5 protein-coding genes are annotated in these 4375 nt (G+C 52.7%); all 5 read right to left on the bottom strand.

The features are described 5' to 3' along the window. Window positions 1-706: 706 nt before the first annotated feature. A complete protein-coding gene (locus HNR46_RS20195; protein ID WP_221285310.1) occupies window positions 707-886 on the bottom strand; it encodes a hypothetical protein in 180 nt (59 codons plus the stop codon). A gap of 28 nt (window positions 887-914) precedes the next feature. Beyond that, the gene (locus HNR46_RS20190) at window positions 915-2174 is read right to left on the bottom strand and encodes an RHS repeat-associated core domain-containing protein (RefSeq protein ID WP_184022461.1); all 1260 of its coding nucleotides are present in this window, start codon (window positions 2172-2174) and stop codon (window positions 915-917) included. Window positions 2175-2791: 617 nt separating this feature from the next. Then, the gene (locus HNR46_RS20185; protein ID WP_184022459.1) at window positions 2792-3292 is read right to left on the bottom strand and encodes a hypothetical protein; all 501 of its coding nucleotides are present in this window, start codon (window positions 3290-3292) and stop codon (window positions 2792-2794) included. Further along, window positions 3292-3783 (bottom strand): hypothetical protein, encoded by a 492-nt coding sequence (locus HNR46_RS20180; protein ID WP_184022457.1) that lies wholly within the window; start codon window positions 3781-3783, stop codon window positions 3292-3294. The genes HNR46_RS20185 and HNR46_RS20180 overlap by 1 nt, the downstream gene beginning before the upstream one ends. A gap of 3 nt (window positions 3784-3786) precedes the next feature. Then, the coding region (locus HNR46_RS21290) for an RHS repeat-associated core domain-containing protein (protein WP_184022455.1) at window positions 3787-4375 on the bottom strand (589 nt) is incomplete at its 5' end.

Raw genomic sequence — 4375 nt, 5'->3', positions numbered from 1 at the left:
ATTCTCAGCATCCCAAGTGTATGTCCAACGACCATCGCTCAGCAGGTTGCCGTCCGCGTCGTAGCTCGGAACCAGCGCCGCTTGGTCAAACCACAAATGACCGGTATTGACGGCGGTTGCACCCATTTTCTTCGTAAGCGCTACGCAATCCGCCACCTGTTCGCTCGAGCGTAAGGGTCGTATCCTGTCTGGCGATGACGGATACGACGACGATATTGAAGACCCACATCCTCGGGCGGATGAGGATCGGCAGGGAGCATCGCGAGGCTCTGCGGTCGCATCTGACAAGGGAATCCTGCGTAGCTTTCATCCTCCGAGGAGCGATGAATGCAACGCGACCCAACGGCAAAGCGGCACGACGGGGCTTCAGACCACGCTTACACAGAGGGCGCCTGTCCCTCCGGTTGGCGCTGGCGGCAGCTGGGGTGAATCTCCGCGAGTCTCCGTGGCGGCAGCACATCCCCGAAGATCACCCCATAGCCACTGGGAGACCCGACAATCATCTCCCGCCTTTCCTTTTGCGGCGGATGGCGGATTGCCGGACGCGTTTTGAAGTGGCAAACGTGGTCGCCTAGAAGCCGCTCAGAAGACAGAAGAGGTTGGATATTCTCACGATACCTACCGTAATCCGGTCGACCTTCCATCATTGATTGTCAACGAAGGGCACCTTAAAGCGGCTCCATTCAGGACCGATCCCCTTCCTCATTCAACGTAAAGATTTTTCGTCTAACCCTAGTCTTCGTCGCATCACCTCAGACACAACAACTAACACAAGTAATATCAGACCCTTGGAGAATTTACCCAAATCGGCAAACTGTTCTAAAATCACCATAAGCGCCAGATAGAAAAAACCAACAAAAAGCATTGATAGCCATGGATTTTTCATCCACTTTGCCATGATTGAATTCCGCAACTTATTCACCCAAAATTTCCTTCCTCATTTTCTTGATTTTATCCTTGTCCGCCGAACAAACTTTTTGATTACAAACGCCTTTGGAGGCCCAGTCATGAAATGGATTGCTGAACCAGCGCCCAGCGACTGCACCTACCGCCGCTTCCCCGGCTACACCCAGCGCATTGTCTGCCCAAATTAGGCTCTCCGCCCCCGCAATTAGGCGATAACCTCCTACAAACGCGGGCACTGCCCTAGCCGCTGTAAGTGTCTCCAACACTGTCGCGGTTTCATACAACCAACTCATCTCTTCTTGTCTCCGCTCGGAACATTCTTCTTCTGATAGTCCTACCGCCTCATAAAACGGCATCAGTTTTCCGCCCTTCTGGCAACAGCTGCGCAACTCAGAAGACCCCCTCGCATTTCGGCCTTGATTAGGGAATTTCTCACAGCAACACTTTGACCGATTTGCTGGATCGGCAATCTCGTGACACTCCTTCATACCGAGATAGTCCGTCACATTCGCACCGTCATTCCCCACAAACCCATACAAATTCATCCCCCCTCTCTCCCCGATCGGATCCCTCGATGGCCACCTCCCCGTCACCGGATCATAATACCGGTAGCCGTAGTAGGAGAGTCCCGTGTAAGGATCGCGAATCTTGGTGGAGAACCCAAACTCCGAATTCAACGTTCCCTCTGACACCACGATATTTCCAAACGCATCGTATTCCGTCCGCAGTTGCTCCATATTGGGATTTGCCGTGCCTCCAGAACCCTTGAGCGCCCAAGCCGTGATATTTCCGTTTCCATCGTACGCCGGGCGTCTCAGCTTCCCGTCCGAGACCGTCCGCTGCATCAACAGGCCCCCCACGCCTCCCGCTCCCTCCATGGAGCCCGACAGGTCACTTCCCCACGTGAATTCAAGCTTTCGGGTCAAACTCGTCCCTCCAGCATTCGAACTGAACTCAATCACCGGATTCCAGCCCACATACATCCACCTCGCCCGCGACTTGAAGGTGGGACTCGATGCGGTGCCCTTGTACCAAATCGCTCGCTCCGTTCGACGGCCCAGGAAATCATATTTGAATTCCAACTTGGTATACGGATGCCCGGCATCCGTGGCCGCAGTGGTGGTCACCATTTTCGTCATGCGATTCTCAGCATCCCAAGTGTATGTCCAACGACCATCGCTCAGCAGGTTGCCGTCCGCGTCGTAGCTCGGAACCAGCGCCGCTTGGTCAAACCACAGATAACCGGTATTGACGGAGGTTGCACCCATTTTCTTCGTAAGCGCTAAGCAATCCGCTACCTGTTCGCTCGAGCGTAAGGGTCGTATCCTGTCTGGCGATGACGGATACGACGACGATACTGAAGACCCACATCCTCGGGCGGATGAGGATCGGCAGGGAGCATCGCGAGGCTCTGCGGTCGCATCTGACAAGGGAATCCTGCGTAGCTCTCTTCCTCCGAAGAGCGATGAATGCAACGCGACCCAACTGCAAAGCGACACGACGGGGCTTCAGACCACGCTTTCACAGAAGGCGCCTGTCCCTCCGGTTGCCGCTGGCGGCAGCTCGGGTGGATCTCCGCGAGTGTCCGTGGCGGCAGCACATCCCCGAAGATCACCCCATAGCCACTGGGAGACCCGACGATCATCTCCCGCCTTTTGCGGCGGATGGCGGATTGCCGGACGCGTTTTGAAGTGGCAAACGTGGTCGCCTAGGAGCCGCTCAGAAGACAGAAAAGGTTGGATATTCTCACGATGCCTACCGTAATCCGGTCGGCCTTCCATCATTGATTGTCAACGAACCGTGACTTAATGCATTACCATTCAGGAATGACTCCTTTGACACGGATGTTAAAGTGCGAGGACTGACCCCTTTTACCTGACCCCTTTTACTCGCCCGTTCGAAATAAATCCAAGACTTGCTCGAATATAGTCCGTCTTTTTTTTAAGCCACCTGCAGAAATTTGACCCTTATCTACTTCAGACCCTGAACCGGGGCGCGCAAGGACCCACTGATTCCGGAATCTCAATATTTGAAAAACACGTTTAACCTCAACTGTCTTTCCGTCGGGAAACCGAAAGCGAAGAGGAAGAGACAGGAGATCGCCATTAAGATCCGCCTTGCCAGCCTTGGGCCAATCATCAATCTCCCCAGTTATGACATCAGAAGGATTTCGATTGTATTTAAATGTCAAATCGTAATATACCTCTAAATATTCATTTGCCTTCTTGTCTCGCTCAAGACTTTCCCATATCCCCACCAAATCGCTTGACTCAGGCGTCAGCAAGACCTCTTTTTTTTTCCACGAGAAAAAGCCTGCGCCAATCATTAAAAACAAAACAGTTGCAGCCAACCCCCACAACATTCGGCGCTGATTTGGTTGTCCCATCAGTTTTTCCAATTTGTCGGTTGGCCTGTTTCCCAGTCGTATGCTTCTCCATTGGGAGGAGTTCCAAACTCTTTGTTCGCATCTATGCCGTCCAGTTTTTCATCAAAGTCTCCGTGACTCGCTTCCTTGATGATTGCTTCTCTAATCAAGTTTTGAAGGGTTTCTGTCTGCTCCTCCGCTTTCCTGGTGGCCTCCTCAGGCGAATCAAAGTTGTCCGGCCATTCTTCAGCATCTTCGATAATTTTTCCCAACCGTTGAATGAACGCCCTGTAAAGCTCAACCTCATGTGCCGCGCCTTTCCAATAATTCTTCTTTCCATGAAACTGAGGGTCTCGTGAAGGATTCACATTCATGCGAATCGCATACTCGACATCAATTTTCCCAGATATTTGGCAGCCTTTTTCATCCAGCTTCAAATCAACCGATACCAACCCAGCTGTGCCCCTAAAATCAGTTTCTCCACCCCTCTCATTTAGCCATATCCGTTCCATGGCTCAATCGATCTTGATTTGAAGAGGAATCCCAAAATTCTTGATTTGATTTTTCTCCTCATTTGGCTGGTTAAGGTCTATCTCCGTAAGCCCAATTGGGTCAATACCGCTCACCCCGTTATTCCCCACGAACCCATACAGGTTCGCCCAGCCCCGTTCCCCGATCGGATCCCTCGATGGCCACCTTCCCGTCACCGGATCATAATACCGGTAACCGTAGTAGGAGAGTCCCGTGTAAGGATCGCGAATCTTGGTGGAGAACCCAAACTCCGAATTCAAGATCCCTTCTGAAACCACAATATTTCCAAACGCATCGTATTCCGTCCGCAGTTGCTCCATATTGGGATTTGCCGTGCCTTCGGAACCCTTGAGCGCCCAGGCCGTGATATTTCCGTTTCCGTCGTATGCCGGGCGTCTCAGCTTCCCGTCCGAGACCGTCCGCTGCATCAACAGGCCCCCCACGCCTCCCGCTCCCTCCATGGAGCCCGACAGGTCACTTCCCCACGTGAATTCAAGCTTTCGGGTCAAACTCGTCCCTCCAGCATTCGAACTGAACTCAATCACCGGATTCCAGCCCACATACATCCACCTC

This window comes from Haloferula luteola, from assembly GCF_014201715.1.
GTDB lineage: Bacteria > Verrucomicrobiota > Verrucomicrobiia > Verrucomicrobiales > Akkermansiaceae > Haloferula > Haloferula luteola.
Note: the sequence above shows the minus strand (reverse complement) of the source record. Positions and strands in the feature narration are given on the sequence as shown.

Coding starts and splice junctions, on each gene's coding strand:
- HNR46_RS20185 (WP_184022459.1), bottom strand. CDS start 3,292: ATGGGACAACCAAATCAGCGCCGAATGTTGTGGGGGTTGGCTGCAACT.
- HNR46_RS20180 (WP_184022457.1), bottom strand. CDS start 3,783: ATGGAACGGATATGGCTAAATGAGAGGGGTGGAGAAACTGATTTTAGG.
- HNR46_RS20195 (WP_221285310.1), bottom strand. CDS start 886: ATGAAAAATCCATGGCTATCAATGCTTTTTGTTGGTTTTTTCTATCTG.
- HNR46_RS20190 (WP_184022461.1), bottom strand. CDS start 2,174: ATGGGTGCAACCTCCGTCAATACCGGTTATCTGTGGTTTGACCAAGCG.